At 42.2% G+C, this 19941-nt stretch carries 9 protein-coding genes; 4 read left to right on the forward strand and 5 right to left on the reverse strand.

Features of this window, described 5'->3' with window-relative positions; translation table 11 throughout:
- Nucleotides 1-16: 16 nt before the first annotated feature.
- The gene (locus tag JK154_RS09105; protein WP_211992197.1) at nucleotides 17-1675 is read left to right on the forward strand and encodes a ShlB/FhaC/HecB family hemolysin secretion/activation protein; all 1659 of its coding nucleotides are present in this window, start codon (nucleotides 17-19) and stop codon (nucleotides 1673-1675) included.
- 28 nt (nucleotides 1676-1703) lie between these two features.
- Nucleotides 1704-9614, forward strand: coding sequence for a hemagglutinin repeat-containing protein (locus JK154_RS09110; RefSeq protein WP_211992198.1), 7911 nt, complete (start codon nucleotides 1704-1706; stop codon nucleotides 9612-9614).
- Between the two features lie 191 nt (nucleotides 9615-9805).
- Here JK154_RS09110 and btuF read toward each other — a convergent pair whose 3' ends face one another.
- Together btuF and mtnN are read right to left on the reverse strand one after the other, a co-directional pair.
- Nucleotides 9806-10609: a vitamin B12 ABC transporter substrate-binding protein BtuF gene (gene btuF / locus JK154_RS09115; protein WP_211992199.1), complete on the reverse strand. Its 804-nt coding sequence runs from the start codon at nucleotides 10607-10609 to the stop codon at nucleotides 9806-9808.
- Nucleotides 10602-11300, reverse strand: coding sequence for a 5'-methylthioadenosine/S-adenosylhomocysteine nucleosidase (mtnN, locus tag JK154_RS09120; RefSeq protein ID WP_211992200.1), 699 nt, complete (start codon nucleotides 11298-11300; stop codon nucleotides 10602-10604). The genes btuF and mtnN overlap by 8 nt, the downstream gene beginning before the upstream one ends.
- A 238-nt stretch (nucleotides 11301-11538) precedes the next feature.
- Here mtnN and dgt point away from each other — a divergent pair, with 238 nt between their 5' ends.
- Nucleotides 11539-13053, forward strand: coding sequence for a dGTPase (dgt, locus tag JK154_RS09125; protein WP_211992201.1), 1515 nt, complete (start codon nucleotides 11539-11541; stop codon nucleotides 13051-13053).
- A 140-nt stretch (nucleotides 13054-13193) separates the two neighbouring features.
- Nucleotides 13194-14630, forward strand: a complete 1437-nt coding sequence (degP, locus tag JK154_RS09130) for a serine endoprotease DegP (RefSeq protein WP_211992202.1) — start codon at nucleotides 13194-13196, stop codon at nucleotides 14628-14630.
- 847 nt (nucleotides 14631-15477) lie between these two features.
- Here the strand turns inward: degP and JK154_RS09135 are convergent.
- The 3 genes from JK154_RS09135 to glnD all read right to left on the reverse strand — a co-directional run bounded on the left by JK154_RS09135 (nucleotide 15478) and on the right by glnD (nucleotide 19565).
- Nucleotides 15478-15867, reverse strand: a complete 390-nt coding sequence (locus tag JK154_RS09135) for a DUF3461 family protein (protein ID WP_211992203.1) — start codon at nucleotides 15865-15867, stop codon at nucleotides 15478-15480.
- A 111-nt stretch (nucleotides 15868-15978) separates the two neighbouring features.
- A complete protein-coding gene (gene dapD, locus JK154_RS09140; RefSeq protein WP_211992204.1) occupies nucleotides 15979-16803 on the reverse strand; it encodes a 2,3,4,5-tetrahydropyridine-2,6-dicarboxylate N-succinyltransferase in 825 nt (274 codons plus the stop codon).
- Nucleotides 16804-16892: 89 nt separating this feature from the next.
- On the reverse strand, nucleotides 16893-19565 hold the full coding sequence (gene glnD / locus JK154_RS09145; RefSeq protein WP_211992205.1) for a bifunctional uridylyltransferase/uridylyl-removing protein GlnD: 2673 nt from the start codon (nucleotides 19563-19565) through the stop codon (nucleotides 16893-16895).
- Between the last annotated feature and the right edge of the window lie 376 nt (nucleotides 19566-19941).

Below are 19941 nucleotides of genomic sequence, written 5' to 3' on the forward strand. Positions count from 1 at the left end.
TATTGAGCCGGGAAATATGTCTGACTCGACTCGTGAGCTGGATAGAATGATCCGAGAGCGTACACTTGAAAATGTTAACAAGGAAAAATGGATCAATAATGAAATAATGAACAACAATAAAAATATTGTTGATGAAGACTTACTTTCTAACCCTGCTGTTGCAAACGGCAGAAAGTTTTTTATTAAGGAGATTTTAATTGATAACGATGACAAGTATGCAAACTCGAAACAAAGAAATGCAATAATAAAAAAATTCGAAAACAAAGAATTAGGTAAATCTGATATTTTAGAGTTAGTTAAAGAACTTACTGACTTTTACATAGGAAAAGGATATTCAACTACATTACTGACCATCAAAGAGGGGAATTTAAGGACACAAAAAATAACGTTAAAGGTTCTTTGGGGAAAGATTAACAAAGCTCTTGTTGAAGATAAGGATCCTACATTATCACAAAAAATGAGGATATATGATGCATTTCCATTCCATAAAAATGAAGTGCTGAACGTCTCGGATATTGATCAGGCATTAGATAATTTATTGAGAATTTCCTATGGTACCAAAATAAAAATCATCCCGGATGATGAGGAGGGCTATTCCAATTTAAACTTCTCAGGTATGGAGTATGATATTTTAAATTTAGGATTGAAACTTAATAACTCTGGACGAAAAGAGTCAGGCTGGAACCAATATAGTGGGACTATGGGGCTCAATAATTTTATCGGTTTTAATGATATTTTAAGCTTTTATTATGGCTATAATGATTTAAAACAAAAATCGGACTCACAAAAATCATGGTCCTTATCATATTCTATTCCTGTAGGCTATTGGTCATTTGATACTTCTTATTATCGCTCCGAATATAAAAAAATAATCGGCGGTAATTTTGGTGGTTATAATAGTGATGGGAACTCTGAGCGTTATTCTAATAGAATAAATCGTGTTTTATTTAGAAATAACAACCATAAATTATCTGCTTACACATCGATAGATGTTAAAAATAATTTGAACAGAATTCATGAGTTAGTCATTGATGTTAGCAGTAAGCGTTATAGTAACATCACTTTTGGTATTAATGATGTAACCACTATTTGGGATGGCGGCACTTATTGGGATCTTTCTTTGACGAAGGGAACTCCCTGGTTTGGCAGTGCATGGGTTAATGACCCGGATTTACTTGGTTTTGATATAGATTTTCATAAAATTAATGGGTTACTCAGTTGGTCTAAAAAAATCCATCAGTTTGATATTTTTAGTGTTAATTATGACCTGACCGCATCTTTTCAGTATTCGAAAGATGTTCTGGTGAGTGATCAAAATATTTCCATTGGTGATGAATACTCGGTTAGGGGTTTTAAAGAAGATTCAATTTCAGGTAATAAAGGTGGTTATATTTCAAACACAGTGAAATTTCCAGTTTATATAAATAAATTTAGCGGGGTGAGTATAGTTCCTTTTGTCGGATATGATGTCGGTTATGTCAAAAATAATTGCAGCAAGTATGTAAATAGTTGCGAAGGAGAATTTATCTCTGGTGGCTCTGTAGGGTTAAAGCTGAATCAGAAGTACCTGTCATCCTCATTATCGGCAGGATGGCCAATTACAAAGCCTAAAAGTTTACGAAACAGAGATGTTGATAATGTTGCAATATATTATCGTGTTGGTTTGAATTTTTAAACATCAATTAAATATAAGGATATATAAAATGAAGCAATCTGATTCAAATAGTCGGGCATATTCTTTTAGAAAAAAAGCCTTTAAATTCTCACCCGTTTACTTAGCGATTGCCACATCAATATTACCTATCGATGTGTTTTCAGCTATTGTGCCAGATAATAATGCAGGCAATCTCAATATAGATAAATCAGCTAATGGTACAACAACCATTAATATTGTAGATCCAAATGCCAATGGTGTTTCACATAATAAGTACCAAGAGTTTAATGTCGATAAAAATGGCGTTATTTTTAATAATAGTCAAAATGATGGTGTAAGTCAGATTGGTGGTTATGTTATTAAAAATAATAACCTAAATAATGAAGCCAATGTGATTATTAATGAAGTTGGTGGCGTTAAGGGAACTCAGTTAAATGGCACCATGGAAGTATTTGGTAAGAGTGCTGATCTGATCATTGCTAATGAAAATGGTATTCAGGTCAATGGAGTTAAAACACTAAATGCCAATAATCTTACATTGAGCACTGGGCGTATTGAACAAGAAAATGGGCAATTTTTACTCAATGTAAAAAAAGGCCAAGTACAAATATCTGGGAATGGAATCTCTACTGATGGATTATCTCATTTTGATATAGTCAGCCGAGCTATTCAACTGGATGGTCAGATTGCCGGTGCTGCTGATGTTAAATTGTTAGCAGGAGCTAATAAATATAATACATCAACCCGTAAACATCAGGCGATTGATGGGCAGGATGATTCTCGACCTCTTGTTGCTATTGATGGGAGTGAGTTAGGCTCTATTTATGGTAATAGAGTTGAACTAATTAGTACTGATAGCGGTGTTGGTGTACATCACCTTGGTAGTATCGTATCTCAGGCATCTTTAGATATTTCAGCCAATGGTGATCTTAAGTTAACATCGTTACAATCAAAAAATGATTCTGTTTCATTAAAAGGAAATAATGTCAGCCTTGGCGGGAGTAAAAACGGAACAGCTGCAGTTTTAGCAAAAAATGATATAAATATTGAAGCTAATAATCATCTTTTGTTGTCTTCCGATTTAGTATCAGATAGTGGGAAGGTTACTATATTAGCTGATTCTTTTTTGCAGCAAGCAGCGGGCATTTTCGTTAATAAATCGGATCATTCAGCACAAGTTGACTCTATAATCATCAATGTTAAAGGTGATTATAATATAAAAGGTTCACTGTATGCGATAAATAGTAATGGTGAAAAAATACCAGATGCAAAAATTGTTTTACATGATGGTGATTATATTGTGTATGACAAGAGTGGAAATGTAATTAATAATGCCACAGTGACTTCAACTGCTACTGTAATTAATGATTCTGGTAATATTAAAATTAATGCAGGGAAGCTAAACAATGAAAATGGAGTACTAATCTCCCAAAAAAATAGCATCGTCTTTAATATCAAAGATCTTTTCAATAATGATGGTGCTATTTCAGCAGCCGGTGATATGTTTATAACTTCTGGTGAGCTAAATAATAAAGGCACTATTGGTACTCAAAAAAACATAAGCATCAACTTATCCAATTTTGTCAATTCAGGTTCTATCACGGGTGACAGTCTGATTTTAGATGCCGGAACTGTAAAAAATGATGGGAGAATGACATCAAAAGATGGTGGGTTAATAATTACAGCAAAAGGCAATATTGATAACTCTGGCGTTATACAGGGTAACAATATAAATATCAAGCAAGAGAGTGGGCGTTTAACCAATAGTGGTGAATTACTGTCTAATAATGATATTTCTATTGATTCTAAGTTAATTGATAATAAAAAAAGAATCGCTGCAGAAAATAGTGTTATTTTATCTTCTGTAAATTCATTAGATAATGATGGCAGCATCATGGCAGGGGATGATCTTTTACTTTCTGGAAATGGATCTACGAATATTAGCAATAGTGGTTCATTGCAAGGTGAAAATGTAAAATTAGATAATTTAGAGTCGGTCAGTAATAAAGGCTCTATTTTGTCAAGCAAGGATCTAATAATAGAAAACACGGGCACTTTAAAAAATGATGGTGAAGGTGCCGTTATTCAGGGCGGGAATGTTGAGTTAAGTAATATTCAAAGTATTGATAACACTAATGCTGCAAAAATAACATCAACAGATAGTTTGCTGATTTCAAACTCTGAATCTCTCTTGAATTCAGGAAGCATTAATTCTGGTCGTGAAACTGTTATTTCTAATGTGAACAATGTCACTAATGATAATGGTTTTATTATATCTTCCGGTAGTATAAAAATTGATAATGTTAATCATTTGGATAACTCAGGTGATAATGATAATGCCAGTGGTATTTATTCTGATGGTGATTTAACCATTGAGAATGTTAATGAAATAAGAAATGCTGCTAAAGCACAAATCAAATCAGAAAATGGTAAGCTTTCTTTTAAAAATATCAAATCTTTAGATAATGAAACCGGAAGTTTGATTTCATCAAATAATGATATGGTTTTTGATGAAGTTAATGACATTAATAATAAGGGGGAGATTTCTTCAGATAGCAATGTATTTTTCATCAATATTGGCAAGTTGCTTAATCAAGGTGGTGTAATCTTTGCTGGCAAAGATATTCTATTTCAGAAAGTGAGTGAAATATTAAATGAGCTGAATGGTCATATCGAAGCTTCAAATAATATCAAAGCTGATGATGTCATCTATTTGAAAAATGAGGACTCTTTCATCGATGCAGATAATATTTACCTTAATGTTAATCGATTCGATAACGTGTCTACGGATTCTGCGGGGGATCGTTCCTCAGTGATGTCAGTTGGTAATTTAGAAATTAATGCTGATATTATAAATAATGATAAATCTATTTTATATGCAGTTGAAAATATTGACTTGACGGCATCTGGTAAAATAACTAATAGTAGCGATTCCAAAATAGAAGCTGATAAAAGCATTTCTATAAAAGCTGATAGTATTTCTAATAATAATTCTAAGATAGACTCAAATGATAAAGTAAGTATTAATGTATATAAAAGCATTGATAATAATGGCGGTACAATTGTAGCGGCTAATGAAGTCTATTTCAAAATTAATAGTGACTATGTTTATAACGTAGATTCTGGCAGTTTTAGCGTTAGAAATAAAAATGGCGTGTTAACTTTAGAAAGTAATGGTTCGCTCACAATTGATGAGGTATTAGAGTCACCTGCCGCTATTCAGCTGGTTGCTACGGGGAGTATAACTAATAATAAAGGTGTTTTGAGTGGTAACAACATTCTGTTGCAATCCGACAGTGATATTACTAACTCCTCCGGTGCTTTAATTTTCTCCAGTAAAAATGTTAATATAGTTACTGATAACGGTACTTTCTCTAATAGAGAGAAAGCGAGTGTTATGGCCATGAATGATATCAATATCACTGCTTATAATGTCAAGAATATTGGCGGCCAGATTCGTTCTGAAAATGATATTAATATTGAAGCTAAAAACTTAGAAAATATTACAACTATTGATGCGGATAGTTCAGAGTGGGGTTATAAGAATCCTCAAATTATAAATAGCCAATACAGTCAAAAAGGGAGTGGTTGGTTCTCGACGGAATATTTCCAACTGTCTGGTTCTGTTCCATCACCAATTGGCCATATCGAAATTAAAGATAAGGCAAGTATTTCTGCTAAGAAAAATATTAACATTAATAAAGATAATAAATATCAGAGCGGTCAGCAGGTATTGAATCAAGGGGGGCAGATTCAATCAGGTGGCGATATGTTTATTCGTGGTGATTTGACAAATAAAGCGATTAGTATGGATATCGGTTATGACTATATTTTAAATGCAAAACTTGATCCTCCATTAACGCTTACATATCACTGGGAAAATAGTTTAGGGAGCAGTGGTGGCCGTAAGAAAAGAGAATTTGATACATTATATGGCTTCATTGATTTTATTTTAAACCCGGAATCTAGTGATGGTTTCTTAAAAGCCACAAAAAATGTGGATGTAAGTGAAGGTAAAATTAATGTTCTCGATAAATTCATGAACCAACTGTTTGGTAGTACATGGAAGGCCAAGAGTCAAGAGGATTTATATAAAGAGTGGGGGGAGTTAAACCAAATTGATGCTGAATCCGGGCAGGCAAAATATCATAACCTTAAGTTCTATGCTGTTTCGGAGCAAAATAGCTCTATTGCTGCTGGCGGCAGTTTAGTTCATAAAGACGGCAGTTTTAATAATGGCCTGGATAAAGAATTAGCACTGGATAAAGAAAGTAATGCTCATGTCGTTACTGAAAAGGTAGATGATAAGGAGATTCAAAGCAATAGTTCAGCTTATGAAGTTTCAACCAGTAAAAAAGAAATTGCATGGCTGGACAGCCCGTCAGGTATTACAACTTCCGGCACTTATGAAGATATGATCAACATGCCCGGGTTATTTGCACCTAATCATAATATTTTAGGTGGTGCGGCTAATTTACAACCTAACCCTAACCCTCAGGATAATATTTATGTGCTTTATGAGACGCGCCCTGAATTTATCGATCAAAATGCATTTTATGGTTCAGATTACTTCTTTAAGCAAGTAGGTTATGAATCAGACAAACCTGTAATTGTTTTAGGTGATAATTATTTCATTAGTGAGGTTATTCGTCGTGAAATTGATGATTCCGTCGGAACATTTTTCTTAACACGTGATGGACTTGAAGGCGCAGATTTAACGAAACAGTTAATGGATAATGCGGGGGATGTCAACGGCGCTGATGATTTTGTTGTTGGGCAGCCTTTAACAGAGGAACAGGTTAAAAATCTGGATAAAGATATTATCTGGTTCGTTACTGAAGAAGTTGATGGTGTTCAGGTTCTTGCTCCTCGAATTTATTTAGCACCATCGACCATTGAGCAGATAAACAATGATTCAAATAATGCCTCAGCTTCTGTTTCTGCTGGCGGCAATATCGATATCAATGCAACTGAAGTCAATAATGTTAATGGCTCGATTCAAAGTGGCGGAAACATTGATATACATGCTGAATCCAATATTGTGAACTCTTCGGTAGGCCAAAATGGTGGCATTAAAGCCGGGGGCGATCTGTCTCTTGTCTCTGAAAAAGGAGATATTCATAATTCCGGTGCTTCGTTGAAGGCTGGTAATGATATGAAGGTTGACGCCAAAGAAGGGGATGTGACCTTAACGGCTGGTATGGGTTATGACGAGACCGGTAAGAAAGTTGCTCATCTCTATGATGACGGTGTATCGGCAGGGGGCAATATTGATATAAGTGGTAATAATGTCAATGTTAATGCTGTAGATATCGAATCAGATAAAGATATTTCCATTACTGCAAAAGATGGTGATGTTAATTTTAATAATATATACGAAACTAATTCCACTTATGATAGTGAGTACTCGACATCCGGTCTGTTAACCACTAATAGCAAAGAAACAACAACGGCATCAGCGACCAGTGTTGAGTCTTCAGTTAAAGCGGGAGGTAATTTAAATATTAATTCCTCCAACGATATCGTGATGAAAGGTGGGGAGTACAGTGGTACATCTGGTTCTATTACTGCCGGTGGAAATGTCGATCTTCAGGCAACCCAGGATTATACCCATTCAGAAGTTATTGAATCATCATCTGGTTTCTTAGTATCTGCCGGGGCTAATGGTTTTGGCCAATCAGTTAACCATGAATCATACAGTGCGGGTGATACTGAAACTGTTTCTCAGAAAGGTGCTCATGATAACAAAGAATCTGAAATCTCTAATGCTGGCCATGTCCGTCCTGGTGCGGCTCCGACAACAGAAACGGGTGGTTTTAAAATAGGTGTTAAGACCGAAACAACAACAACGACTGAGAACAGTGTTAAAAATAATAATGCATCACTGAATTTTAGTGGTGATCTTACTATTCAGGCTGATAAAACTGTTGATATCGGTGGCGCTGACTTGGCGGGCGACACAGTTAAGATTGATGCTGATGAACTAAAATCAACTAAATATGAGGATGTCACCAGTAAAACTGTTACCCATGAAGAAACATTTGTTGGTATTAAGGGGGAAGGACATTCCGATTGGATTGATGGTGTAGATAAAACAGCAAATAAAATTGAGCAAGCGGTCGATGATAAACAAACTGATGGGTTATTAACAGGTTTAGAGCTTGCTGGTACTGGTTCTAATATGTATTTTGGTGATGCTCTCGGAGGCTCGGTAAGCATCGGATGGGATCAGACTTCTGAAACAACGCAGTCAACGACATCGAGTGAGAATATTAGTACTATTAAAGGTAATAATATCGAAATTAATACCAAGAATAATGCTGAGTTGAATGGCGTTGATATGCAAGGGAATAATATCGATATGGATATCGGTGGTGATTTATCCGTAAATTCAGCGAAAAATGGATATACCGAATCGTCATCATCCGAATCACATTCTGCCGGGGTTAGTCTTGGTGCCTCTGCGGGTATGACTGGTGCCGGTGTTGGTGTGTCTCTTGATTACAGTGGTTCACAACTCTCTTCAGTTGAATCCGGTACTTCACATACAAACAGTCAGATTTCCGGTGATAAAGTTAATATTAAAACTGGTGGTGATATGTCTCTCACTGGCGCTAATATTAAGAGTGATTCTGCAGATATTGATGTCGGTGGTAATTTAAATATTACCAGCGTTCAGGATGAGGTTAATCGAGGTGATAATAATGAGCAGTGGGGGGCATCGATTGGTGCAGCTGTTTCAACTTCTGGTGTTATCCCTACAGCATCGGGTAGCTATGGACAAGGCTATGAGAATTATGAATCTAAAACAACAACAGAGCAGTCTGGTATAAATACTACCGGCGAGTTGAATATTAAAACGGGTAATGATCTTAATATTACAGGGGGGAATATTATCTCTCAATCAGGGGAGGGTACCGTTAATGTTGCTGGCGATATCAATGCTAACAGTCTGAGCGATACGGTTAATCAAGAGGGAATTTCTGCCGGAGGTGGTGGCGGCTTAACATTAAAAGGTAGCCCTACGGTTAATGGTTACGTTAATACAAGTGACAAAATTGATTATCAAGAAGATCAGAAAGCAACAATTTCCGTTGGTAATACTGTTAGCCAGAATGTAAATGGTGATTTAAATACAGATAAAAATAATTTGAGCGAAGTTAAAAAAGATGTCGTTGTTGCTGGGAATGATATTTCATTTACTCTCGGAATAGACACGAGTAAGAAGAAATCTGATTCAGGCTCGAAAAATCAATCAACATCAACCCCGGAGAAAAAACCAACTTCGGATAAAAAGCCAACACCAGAGAAGAAACCGACACCGGAGAAAAAACCAACACCGGAGAAACCAGTAACTAAATGGCCAGAAGTTAAGCTGCCAGAAGCAGTGGTAACTTCACCAGGGAGTTCAAACAGCCTGTCTGGATTTGTTCCACCAAGAGGTGACAGGAAGGGGAGCCATGGCTCAAGCGGTACCCCGTCGAAAGACCATAATGGTAATGGCGGAGTGAAGAAGTGGCCAGAAGTGAAGCCGGTAAAACCGGTGGTGACTTCCCCAGGCAGTTCAAGCAGCCTGTCTGGATTTGTTCCTCCAAAAGGTGATAGCAAGGGAAGCAATGGCGCGAGCACCCCGTCGAAAGATCATAATGGTGGAGTGAAGAAGTGGCCAGAAGTGCAGCCGGCAAAACCGGTGGTGACTTCCCCAGGCAGTTCAAGCAGCCTGTCTGGATTTGTTTCACCAAAAGGTGATGGCAAGGGAAATAATGGCGCAAACACCCCGTCGAAAGATCATAATGGTGGAGTGAAGAAGTGGCCAGAAGTGCAGCCGGTAAAACCGGTGGTGGCTTCGCCTGGCAGCTCAAACAGCCTGCCTGGATTTGTTCCACCTAATGTTGATAAAACGGCATCTATAGAAAATAAAAAATGGATGCAGTTACTTGAAGAGACGGTTATAAGCTAAATGTAGTCAGGGTTATTTGCCTGTTAGAACAATGGCAAATAACCCTTCTAGCCATATTTTATGTGTAGGTGTAGCGATAAGCTATAAAGGACCCGATGGGTATTTTGCGTCAATGTTATCCCTTAGTAGCAGTATTGCGATCACTCCTGCTTAATCATCAATTCCTTCTCCCTGCCAGCGTCTTTACATTGTTAAAGCTTATCCAGCGCCTCGCACAGCTGTTTTGCTGCCAAAATAATTCGTGGCCCGCTTCGCGTAAATTCATCATCATCAATGGCAATCACTGGAACCGATAACTGCTCTTTCCAGTTTTTTTCTACGGCCTCAGCTTTTCTGCTGTCACCGGCGATAATAATTGCCTGTGGTTTACGGACTAATACCTGTTCACGGCTGACTTGCGGCCAGGGTACACGGCTATTGGCAAACACATTCTCCCCACCGCACATACTGACAATTTCATTCTGGATGGAGTCATTATTCGTCGTGAAGAGAGGCTGTTGGCTGAACTGCAGGAATACTTTTTTCGGCTTGCTGGTCTTATGGCGAGCTTTGAGCTCGGCAAATTCCTGCGCTAACTGATCCGCCGCCTGATTGGCTTTTTCTGGCGTTGGGCTGAAAGGTGCCAGTTGGCGTAGTGCGGCTTCAACATCAGCGACGCTCTTTAAGTCCAGCCAGATAACTTTGCTGCCCAGCGCCTCTATCTGAGAGACTTGTCGCTGAGGATTCCCTCCACGCCATGCCAGCACAATATCGGGTTTAAGTGCCACGATACGTTCAAAGTTGAGTCCTTGCCAGTTTGCCACTTGTTCAATACCTTCCGCTTCCGGGGGGTAGTTTGAATAAGTGCTGACGGCTATCGGCGTGATACCCGCGGCAAAAGCGAGCTCAGTATTACCGGGAGAGAGCGAGATAACCCTTGGTGCGGCCAGTAATTGTCCCGGGAGGAACATAACGAGAAAGGCGCCAGCCAGACGCCTGCAAACAGAATTAACCATGGGCCAGGTTCTGCACCAGTTTTTCGACCATCAGAGTGGATTGGCTCGCAGCCAGGGAGAGAAACTCTTCAAAGCTGAGATGAGACTCCTGGTCAGCCACATCGGAAATGGCGCGAACGACCACAAAAGGTACGCCAAAATTATGACAAATGTGACCGATAGCGGTGGCTTCCATTTCTACAGCGATAGCATTTGGAAAGTTATGGCGAATCTTGGCCAGCATCTCTGCACCATTGATAAATGCATCACCACTGACAATTAATCCCCGTACTGCATTTAAGCCGAGCTCACTAATACAGGATTCCGCTGCAGCAATAAGTTTAGTATCGGCGACAAAGCTTGCCGGGCAGCCGGCCATCTGACCGATTTCATAACCAAAAGCAGTAACATCGGCATCATGGTAGCGTACTTCATCAGAAACGACGATATCCCCCACCTTCAAGCTCTGAGCCAGACCACCAGCAGACCCCGTATTGATAATTACATCAGGTTTACAGTGCTCAAGTAGTAATGTTGCACCCATGGCGGCTGAGACTTTACCAATACCAGACTTCAGGAGTGCAACCTCGACACCATTAAGTGTACCGGTATAGATTTCACACCCGGCAAGGTTCAGAGTGTGACGATTTTCAATTTTGCTACGCAGTAGCGTCACTTCTTCTTCCATGGCTCCAATAATGCCTACTTTCATAGATATACTCGCTAATGTGATAGAAAATGATGTCATTTTAGGCAATAGTCTAACATGGCATGTAACCGCAGATTGCGGGTGACCTGTGAAAAATACCATGTTTTTAGTTGAAGCGTGTCAGTATTGATTTTAATAATTTGATTTTTTTAGTTATTTTTTAAAATCAATCGACAAAACATTGGGCTATTCAGGGATAAATCAGTGTATTTAACCTCCTTTCACGCTAGCAGGAGTGGGCATGGGTGACATAGATTTTCGGGTAAAAATAAACTGGCATCGCTGCTTTCGTTCACCTGAAGGGTTACAGAGTGAGCATGATATTGCACGTCTGTTTGAAAGTGATCGTGGGCGTATTGTGAACTCCCCTGCAATACGTCGCTTACAGCAGAAAACACAGGTTTTTCCGCTGGAGCGTAATGCTTCAGTACGCACCCGACTGACACACTCGCTGGAAGTTCAACAAGTAGGGCGTTATATCGCGAAAGAGATCCTCAGTCGTTTGAAAGAGCATCAGCTACTGCTGGAATATGGGCTGGCTGAACTGACAGACCCGTTTGAAAGTATTGTTGAAATGGCTTGCCTGATGCACGATATCGGTAATCCACCTTTTGGTCATTTTGGTGAGTCAGCCATTAGGGACTGGTTTTGTCAGCGTTTAAATCCGCTGCGGCATAACGACATAATGACACCAAACGATCGCTGTGAGGTGCCCCTGTTATGCCTGAGGGAGGGGGAAACCGCATTAAATACTCTGCGTGCTAAGGTGCGTCAGGATCTCTGCCAGTTTGAAGGTAATGCTCAGGGCGTCCGTCTTGTCCACAGTTTGCTTCGACTTAATTTAACCTGGGCCCAGGTAGGCTGTATTCTGAAATATACTCGTCCTGCGTGGTTTGCGGGCCCGATCCCTGAAAGCCGGAGTTATCTGATGAAGAAACCTGGCTTTTATCTTTCAGAAGAACGTTATATTGAAAAGCTGCGTGCAGCACTTGAACTTGATGAATTTAACCGTTTCCCATTAACCTGGATAATGGAAGCCGCTGACGATATTTCTTACTGTGTGGCGGATTTAGAAGATGCGGTAGAAAAGCGTATCTTTAGCGTTGAACAGCTGTATCAGCACCTGCACAATGCCTGGCAAAACCATCAGCCTGGAGATTTGTTTGAGCAGGTCATCCATGCAGCCTGGGCAAAATCGCGCACGTTTACCATTCCCCATAGCGATGTCGATCAGTTTTTCATGTACTTACGGGTTAATACCCTAAATCAGCTCGTACCCTACGCGGCACAACGTTTTATTGATAATCTTGAACACATCTATTCTGGTGAGTTTAATCAGGCATTACTGGAAGACGACAGCCCATTTTCTCAGTTACTGGGGATTTATAAGCAGGTGGCAATACATCATGTCTTTAATCACCCGGAAGTGGAACAGCTTGAACTCCAGGGCTACAGGGTGATCAAAGGCTTACTGGATATTTACAGCCCTTTACTTGAGCTTTCAGAAGCACAGTTTTCCCTTTTAGTTCGCCATGACAGATTATCGAAACATCCAATAGAAACAAGGTTGTTCCATAAATTATCTATAAAACATAAGGTTGCATATGTTGAAGCCGTGGCTAAACTGATGCCATCGGCGGACGATTTTGGTATTTGGGAATATTATTACCGTTCACGCTTGATACAAGATTATGTGAGTGGAATGACTGATTTATATGCGTGGGATGAGTATCGGCGCTTGATGGCTGTTGAATAAATCGTCTGTTCCTTTTGTAAAGACAGACAATATTTTTTTACTTTTTCCAGTGGGTTAATATCTGAACTTCGGTATTAAATATCACTCTTAGAGTAATGTGAACAACAAGAGTTATTGACTTGAAATTTGAGAGTGAATCCATGAGAAAAACCACATTAGCAATGAGTGCACTGGCAATGAGTTTGGGCTTGGCATTGAGCCCTATGTCTGCTTTAGCGGCAGAAAGCAATGCTGCTGTCACTGCGGCGCAGCCAGTACCAAGCCTGGCCCCGATGCTTGAAACGGTCATGCCATCTGTCGTCAGTATCACTATTGAAGGTAATGCGCCGGCCAATTCACAACGTTCATCTCGTAATTTCCAGCAGTTTTTTGGTGATAATTCACCATTCTGCCAGGAGGGGTCACCTTTCCAGAGCTCTCCTTTCTGTCAGGGAGGCGGTCGTGGTCCGGATGGTAGCGAAGCCACACAGAAATTCTCTGCTTTAGGGTCCGGTGTCATTATTGATGCCACCAAAGGCTATGTTGTGACCAACAATCACGTTGTGGATAATGCTAACGTGATTAAAGTCCAGCTGGGCGACGGTCGCAAATTTGATGCCAAAGTGGTAGGTAAAGATCCACGTTCTGATATTGCACTGTTACAGTTGCAAGATCCTAAAAACCTGACGGCGATAAAAATCGCAGACTCTGATGCCTTGCGTGTTGGTGACTACACTGTTGCTATCGGTAACCCGTATGGTTTGGGGGAAACGGTGACATCCGGGATCGTCTCTGCTCTGGGGCGCAGTGGCCTGAATGTTGAAAATTACGAAAACTTTATCCAGACTGATGCGGCGATTAACCGGGGTAACTCTGGTGGCGCACTGGTCAATCTGAACGGTGAGTTGATTGGTATTAACACGGCGATTCTGGCTCCCGACGGCGGGAACATTGGTATTGGTTTTGCTATCCCAAGTAACATGGTTAAAAACCTGACATCTCAGATGGTTGAATACGGTCAAGTTCGTCGTGGTGAACTGGGGATCATGGGAACTGAGCTGAACTCTGAGTTGGCAAAAGCGATGAAAGTTGATGCTCAGCGTGGTGCGTTCGTAAGCCAGGTCATGGCTAACTCTTCTGCGGCGAAAGCCGGTATTAAAGCAGGGGACGTGATCACCAGTATCAATGGTAAGGCTATCAGCAGTTTTGCCGCTCTGCGTGCGGAAGTTGGGTCAATGCCTGTGGGGAGTAAAATCACCCTCGGTTTACTGCGTGACGGTAAAGCGATTTCTGTCACACTGGAACTGCAGCAAAGCAGCCAGACTCAGGTCGACTCTGCCACTATCTTTACCGGTATTGAAGGGGCTGAAATGAGCAACCGTAGTGGTAAAGATCAGAAAGGGGTTCAGGTCACTGAAGTGAAAGCAGGTTCACCTGCTGCACGTATTGGTCTGAAAAAGGGTGATGTGATTATCGGTGTTAACCAGCAAGCAGTGAATAACATTGCCGAATTGCGCAAAATTATGGACGATAAACCTTCTGTACTGGCACTGAATATTGAGCGTGGTGACAATACCCTGTATCTGCTGATGCAATAAATAAGTTACAAGAAAGGCATGTACGTAATGCCGTTCAGTTTAGCCTGACCTAATCGTTTGAACGATTAGATGGCGGTGTAATAATCCGTAATCTCATTGGAGATTACGGATTTTTTTATACCGCTGCGTCTCATATCTTTGCAGCTCTGTCAGATCGGCTTTCTCCGGGCCGGACAGCCCCGAGTCTGGTGGGGAGCAGTGGTTGTCGATGCTGAAGATTAACCTTACCTGCCTGCCCGCAGGACAGACGCCGAATCACTCCCCGGCAATCATGGGCAAAGGTTTTTGTGCCCCGTACGGGGGCGGGTTGAGCTGAGGTTGTTACCACAGGTGAAAAAGGAGTGGTGTCCAGTCGGCGCTGACAATCCGACTGATAAGCAAAGAGGTGAACGGTAAAATCGTGCAGAGACCGTGAGCTGCTCCGGTACCCGGAAGTCGATATCGTGAAGTGTTACTGTCAGTGGCAGGCGACAGAACCGGGGGCAGGAGAATTGGAACCTGGAACGGATACTGATAAATAAAAATCCGGCAGGCATCATGGGGCATCGTACTGGTTTATAATCTGCAGAGGTTCATCATGCTGGTGCTGTACAGCCTTCCCAACAATTGGCGCTGTATCTGATAAGCCAGCTGAGTATCCTGTCGGGCGTGTCGTCGGGAAGATTGCCACAAATACTAACAAGTATAGAGTGAATATGGCCGCAGGGTTGGCACTTCCTGGGCGATGCAGGGACACCGCTCACGGTAAAAAAGAGGCCGCAACGCGATGCATTGCGGCCACCTTCAAAGGCTTAACTGACAAGCATTACCGCGTACGCAGCTTTTTATGCTTTGCAGAAATCATGGCCTACTTGGAACGGGTCAGTTTTTCCAGATCAGATTCAATCTCAGAAATTTTATTGGCCACGACAGACTCCAGATGGCGCAGATCGTCAAGGATTTTACGTTTCAAATCCACTTCGATGCGGTCACGCTGGCAAATCTGATCAAGCTCATCGATAACATAACGCAGGTTTGGACTTATTTCCTGCACTTCTCTGAAGCCCTGGCCAACGCCATCTGCGACCACAGTTTTACGCTGGCGCGGGTACTTAAACTTCACGCTTTTAGCAAAAAATTCGCCTTTATCTTTCTGAAAGTAGATCTTCAGAATGTCGTTATTTGCTTCCTGACGCAGGCTATAACGATCTATCTCATCCGGATTGGTGATACCCAAACTTTTTAAGTTATCGTACATATGCGGAACTCCTCCCTTTCAATAATGACTAGATCATTAACAGAACGACATTATTCCGCCAGTCTCTTAGACAAAAAAAGCGGGTTTACCCCGCTTTTTTGCGTAAAAAACTTAGTCAATGGTGCGCAATAATTCGTTGATACCTACTTTACCACGGGTTTTTGCATCGACTTTCTTAACAATCACAGCACAATACAGGCTGTAAGTTCCATCTTTTGATGGCAAGTTACCAGAAACAACAACGGAGCCAGCAGGTACACGTCCGTAGTGCACTTCACCGGTTTCACGGTCATAAATACGCGTGCTTTGGCCAATGTAAACACCCATGGAGATAACAGAACCTTCCTCGACAATGACCCCTTCAACAACTTCAGAGCGTGCGCCGATAAAACAGTTATCTTCGATGATCGTTGGGTTGGCTTGCAGTGGTTCCAGAACGCCACCAATGCCGACACCACCAGACAGGTGAACGTTTTTACCTATTTGGGCGCAGGAGCCGACAGTGGCCCAAGTGTCTACCATAGTACCTTCGTCAACATAGGCCCCGATATTGACATAAGATGGCATCAGGACAGTGTTGCGGGCGATGAATGCACCCTGACGTACGGCTGCGGGTGGCACAACACGGAAGCCTTCCTTCAGGAAGCGGGCTTCATCGTAGTCAGCAAATTTCATCGGTACTTTATCGAAATAGCGGCTTTCCGCTCCTTCGATGACTTTATTATCATTAATGCGGAATGAGAGCAGAACAGCTTTTTTTAACCATTGGTGGGTAATCCACTGACCTGCTACTTTTTCCGCTACACGCAAAGCACCGCTATCGAGCAGGGCAATAACCTGATTCACCGCTTCACGGGTCACGGTGTCTACGTTTGCTGGAGTAATTTCAGCGCGGCGCTCGAAAGCGGATTCAATGACGTTCTGTAACTGCTGCATTATCAAGTTTCCTGAGTGACGTTACGCTTTACTCTTCAGAACAAAAAACAATCAACACGCTGAAGAGTGAAGGTAAAAATAAAAGACTGTTATTTATCGTTTGGATTAAGGGCTGCTGTCAACCGTTGCTGCACTTCATATTGCAGCACATTATTAAGTGCACGTCCGTCAGCCGTCGCGATTATAAATAAATCTTCTACTCGTTCACCAATTGTCGTAATTCTGGCCCCATGCAGTGAGATTTCCAGGTCAGCGAACACTTTTCCGACTCTTGCCAGCAGACCTGGCTGGTCAAGGGCTATCAGCTCTAAAAAGGTGCGTTTTTCGGTATGTGTGGGTAAAAATTTGACTTCGGTATCGACGGTAAAATGGCGCAGCCTTGCAGACTGGCGTCGTAGGAAAGGCGGTTTCCAGACCACTTGAGTGATAGCCTCTTCCAGACTTTTGCTAATTAACGCATGGCGATCACTGGAAAGGGGATTACCATCCGGTTCAAGAACAATAAAAGTATCCATTGCCATGCCATCACGCGTGGTAAATATCTGTGCATCATGTACGCTGAGGTTTCGTCGGTCGAGTTCCGCGCAAACGGCGGCAAACAGATAGGGGCGATCTGGGTTCCAGATGAATATTTCGGTCCCCCCACGTGTAGCCTGTGGACTGAGCAAAATTAGCGGCTTATCTAAATCGTGGTTTAGCAGATGACGGGCATGCCAGGCGATTTGTGTGGGAGTGTGGCGCACAAAGTAGTTTGCCCGACAACGTGCCCATACATTGTGCAACGCAGCCTCATCAATATTATCCATACGCAGTAGCGCCAGCGCTTGTCGCTGATGATGACGCACTCGTTCACGCATATCAGGGCTATGCTGCATTCCACTACGTAGCTGTTTTTCAGTCGCAAAATAGAGTTCACCCAGCAAACTTTGCTTCCAGCTATTCCACAGGGTTTCATTTGTGGCGCATATATCGGCAATAGTCAGACAGATAAGATAACGTAGCCGAGGTTCAGTCTTTACCTCTTCGGCAAACTGTCTTATCACTTCCGGGTCTTGAATGTCACGGCGTTGGGCAGTGACTGACATCAATAAGTGTTGACGCACCAGCCAGGAAACCAGCTGAGTTTCCCGGGAATTTAACCCATGCAGTTCTGCAAAACTCAGCACATCCTGTGAGCCGAGTACGGAGTGGTCACCACCACGCCCTTTAGCAATATCATGAAACAGCGCCGCCATTAAAATCAGTTCAGGCTGCGCCAGTCGGGGCCAGATATCAACGCATAACGGATGTTGTGGGCGGGTATTTTCGTCAGCAAAGCTCTCCAGCTTCAACATCACTCGAATAGTATGCTCATCCACCGTGTAAGCGTGGAACAGATCAAACTGCATCTGCCCGACGATATGCGACCACTGGGGCATATAGGCGGAAAGTACACTGTGGCGATGCATCGGCAATAATGCGCGACTGACGCCCCCAGGATGGCGCAGAATAGCAAGAAAGAGCTTACGTGCTTCAGGGATGGTGCAAAGGGGATGCTTGAGATAACGCCGCGCATGGCGCAGATGACGTAGCGTTGTGGAGTAGATGCCGGTAATTTCTTGATGACGAACCATCAAGTAAAACATCTGCAAAATAGCCTGAGGTTTGCGAGCAAACAGTGTGGCGTCTTGCAGGTCTATTAATGTGCCGCGGAGCTGAAAATCATCATCCAGTGGGCGCGGTTTTTCACTGGTATCCAGAGCCAGAATCGCTTCGTCAAATAATTGTAGTAGCATCTGGTTCAACTCGCTGACCCGTCTTGTCACACGATAGAAGTCTTTCATCATGTGTTCGATGGGGGTATTTCCTTCACCATGATAACCCAGCCGCTTTGCCACACTGAGCTGGCGATCGAAGAGTAAGCGGTTATCGTAACGCGTTATCTCCAGATGCAAAGCGAAACGAATGCGCCATAACTGATGCTTACATTCATCCAGTTCTTTGCGTTCCGCGTCGGTGATAAAACCAAAATCTGCCATTTCACGCATGGAAGTGGCGCCAAAATGGCGACGCGCCACCCATTGCAGAGTATGGATATCCCGTAATCCACCGGGGCTGCTTTTAATATCGGGCTCAAGATTATAGCTGGTGCCGTGATAACGTTTATGGCGCTCAGTCTGTTCGTTAATTTTTGCGGCAAAAAAGGTCGCTGAAGGCCAGAATCCTTCACTGAAAATATTTTTTTGTAATTCGAGAAACAGTGCCACATCACCGATGACTAGCCGGGACTCAATAAGGTTGGTGGCAACAGTTAAATCAGATAATCCTTCCAGCAGACATTCTTCCAGGGTACGAACACTATGCCCCACATCAAGTTTGATATCCCAAAGCAATGTCAGTAGCTCGCCAATTTTTTCCGCCTGAGCAGGGGAAAGACGCTGGCGGTTCAGTACCAGTAAATCAATGTCTGACAAGGGGTGGAGCTCACCACGACCATAGCCGCCGACGGCCACCAGTGCCGTTTCTGGCACATGAGCAAACCCATAGGCGATCCATAACCGTTGTAATAATTGGTCGATAAATTCGGTGCGCGTACTGACCAGCTGTTCCGCAGGCACACCACCATCAAAGGCATCTCCCAGCCACTGATGAAAGGCCTCAAGATGTGATTTGATAGCCGTACAGTTAAGTTCAGCCTCTGGCCAGCTATTCGGATAGGCGGGCTGACCGGTAATTTCGGGCTCTGTGGTATTAGTAAACTGCTCCGGTAAAATGGAACTCATGGTACGTCACCCATCATTACGCCAGCATCAAGCAGGCTTAAGGTCGTTAATCCCTGAGCGGATTTACCCTTGGCATTCAGGGAATGGAGTATCTCAGTCTGTTAGTTCAGGATAAGAGTCATTTCCTTGATTGTCGCTCCGGAACAACAACACAGACAAATCATTTTTTCTTATTCTTCAGGGGGCTGACCAAATAATAATGGAATAAATTTCACATCACTTATTTTGAATTCATCTGCAGTCAGATCCTCTGAAGTGTCATGGACTGAAGATCAGTGAGTCGCAGCTGTAGAATTTGTCACCGTGATATGGGGGCAGTGAGTTGCGCTGGCGAGGGTGAACTAACGTTGAGAAGGTTAAAGAAACAGCCCTGACG

The organism is Citrobacter sp. JGM124, from assembly GCF_018257795.1.
Taxonomy (GTDB): Bacteria; Pseudomonadota; Gammaproteobacteria; order Enterobacterales; family Enterobacteriaceae; genus JGM124.

Excerpts from the sequence above, each read along its gene's own strand:
- JK154_RS09135 (WP_211992203.1), bottom strand. The coding sequence starts at position 15,867 with ATGTACGATAACTTAAAAAGTTTGGGTATCACCAATCCGGATGAGATA.
- degP (WP_211992202.1), top strand. The coding sequence starts at position 13,194 with ATGAGAAAAACCACATTAGCAATGAGTGCACTGGCAATGAGTTTGGGC.
- btuF (WP_211992199.1), bottom strand. The coding sequence starts at position 10,609 with ATGGTTAATTCTGTTTGCAGGCGTCTGGCTGGCGCCTTTCTCGTTATG.
- dgt (WP_211992201.1), top strand. The coding sequence starts at position 11,539 with ATGGGTGACATAGATTTTCGGGTAAAAATAAACTGGCATCGCTGCTTT.
- dapD (WP_211992204.1), bottom strand. The coding sequence starts at position 16,803 with ATGCAGCAGTTACAGAACGTCATTGAATCCGCTTTCGAGCGCCGCGCT.
- glnD (WP_211992205.1), bottom strand. The coding sequence starts at position 19,565 with ATGAGTTCCATTTTACCGGAGCAGTTTACTAATACCACAGAGCCCGAA.
- JK154_RS09110 (WP_211992198.1), top strand. The coding sequence starts at position 1,704 with ATGAAGCAATCTGATTCAAATAGTCGGGCATATTCTTTTAGAAAAAAA.
- JK154_RS09105 (WP_211992197.1), top strand. The coding sequence starts at position 17 with ATGTCTGACTCGACTCGTGAGCTGGATAGAATGATCCGAGAGCGTACA.
- mtnN (WP_211992200.1), bottom strand. The coding sequence starts at position 11,300 with ATGAAAGTAGGCATTATTGGAGCCATGGAAGAAGAAGTGACGCTACTG.